Origin of the sequence: Streptomyces sp. NPDC059900, from assembly GCF_050270335.1 — a bacterium.
Lineage (GTDB): Bacteria > Actinomycetota > Actinomycetes > Streptomycetales > Streptomycetaceae > Streptomyces.
The window spans coordinates 1-1,753 of record NZ_JBNNJZ010001003.1 but is presented as its reverse complement, the minus strand read 5'-3'; the positions used below and the strand labels follow the sequence as shown (position 1 = coordinate 1,753).

General features: G+C 73.0%; 2 protein-coding genes. One reads left to right on the top strand and one right to left on the bottom strand.

Translation table 11 applies throughout. From position 1 onward, the window contains the following. Positions 1-938: zinc-binding dehydrogenase (locus tag ACQKIP_RS46650; RefSeq protein WP_427745783.1), on the bottom strand; the 938-nt coding region annotated here is incomplete at its 3' end. A gap of 107 nt (positions 939-1,045) precedes the next feature. Here ACQKIP_RS46650 and ACQKIP_RS46645 point away from each other — a divergent pair. Continuing rightward, a complete protein-coding gene (locus ACQKIP_RS46645) occupies positions 1,046-1,603 on the top strand; it encodes a TetR/AcrR family transcriptional regulator (protein WP_365864459.1) in 558 nt (185 codons plus the stop codon). The last annotated feature ends 150 nt before the right edge of the window (positions 1,604-1,753 follow it).

The window sequence follows — 1,753 nt, the reverse complement described above, 5'->3', positions numbered from 1 at the left end:
CGCCGGGCCAGGTCCATGAGGAGGTCGAAGTGTGCGGGGGTGTGCATCGCCGACCCGATGACCTGCGCGTTGTGCAGGTAGAGACGGCGCACGTCGAAGGTCACGCCATATCCGCCCAGTGCGCCGGCGATGACCCACCGGCCCCCTTCGCGCAGCAGCGGCAGCCCCTCGCCCACCAGCTCGCCGGCCACCACGTCGAGCGCGACGTCGATGCCCTGCGGGGCGGCGGCTCGCAGCTGCTCGGCCACGTCCCCGGCGCGGTCGACGACCTCGTGTGCGCCGGCCTCGCGCACCGCGTCGATCTTGGCTCCGCTGCTGATGGCGACCACCCTGGCGCCGCGCGCCCGGGCGATCTGCACCGCCGCGATGCCGACGCCGCCGGAGGCTCCCGAGACCAGGGCGGTTTCGCCCGTGCGGAGCCGGCCTCGCTCGATCATGCCCAGCGCCGTGCCGTAGGCGGTCGGCAGCGTCGCGAGCTGGTCGTCCGTGAGCGGGGACTCGGTCACGTCGTGGATGCGCTCTGCCGGTGCCGTGACGTACTGGGCGTATCCGCCGTCGCGTTCGCTGCCCATCAGGCCCACCGGGTTGGCGTCCGGCCCCTCGCCGTCGTAGATCGCGGGGTCGACGACCACGCGGCGTCCGACGAGGTGTGCCGCCACGCCGGGCCCGACGGCCGCGACCCGGCCGGCGACGTCGGCGCCCTGGATACGGGGGAAGTCGATGGGGCCGCGCCAGCCCGACGTGGCGTGCGGGTCTTCCGGACGGCCGTAGGCGCCTTCCCGGGTCCACAGGTCGGTGTTGTTCAGCGCCACCGCGCTGACCTCGACCAGCACCTCGCCTGCCTGCGGGGCAGGGACGGCGGCATCCGTCAGCTCAAGGACCTCCGGCCCTCCGTGCCCTGTGATGCGCACTGCTCGCATGGTCCGGGTCGCATTCATCGCGTGAACCTCCCTGCGGGTATACTGATCGGTGAACTTCTGCCACCGTACACCGATCAGTGAAGGAACCCGAAATGCAGGGACCCGCAGAGCAGGAAGCGCGGCCCATGACACCGGCGGGCAGGCGCATCGTGGCGGCCGCGGAGGAGCTGTTCTACCAGCGCGGCATCACGGCGGTCGGCGTCGATCTGATCGCCGAGCACTCCGGGGTGACCAAGCGGACCCTCTATAACCGGTTCGGTTCCAAAGACCACCTCGTGGCGGCCTACCTCACGCAGCGCGACCAGCGCTGGCGGTCGGTGGTGCGTGCCGCCGTCGATGCCAGCGGCACGCCCGCCGAGGCCGTCACCGCCCCCTTCGAGGCACTGCGGACCTGGAGCCAGACCAACACCCGCGGTTGCGCCTTCATCAACGCACTGGCCGAACTCCCGGACCCCGCGCATCCCGCACACCGCATCGCCGCGGACCAGAAGCTGTGGCTGCTGAACCTGTTCGCGGAGCTGGCCGCCGCAGCGGGCTGCTCGTCCCCGGACACCCTCGCCGCCCGGCTCCTCGTCCTGCACGAGGGCGCCCTGGCCACACAGCCCCTCGCGCTCGACACCCTTGCGCAGGCTGCTGACCTGGCGCGGGCCCTGACCCAAGCCGGCAGGGCCTCCGCACGCTGAAGCCGGGCCCACCGCGGCACGGGGCCGGGCGGACCCCGGGGAGGGGGCCCGTCCGGCCCGGTGCGCACGGAGCTGCCGTCAGCGGGGCGTCACTCGAGCAGCTCCGCGTACGAACCCATGGCGAGCGCGATGTCCGCCTGGGCCCAGAAC

Excerpts from the sequence above, each read along its gene's own strand:
- ACQKIP_RS46645 (WP_365864459.1), top strand. The coding sequence starts at position 1,046 with ATGACACCGGCGGGCAGGCGCATCGTGGCGGCCGCGGAGGAGCTGTTC.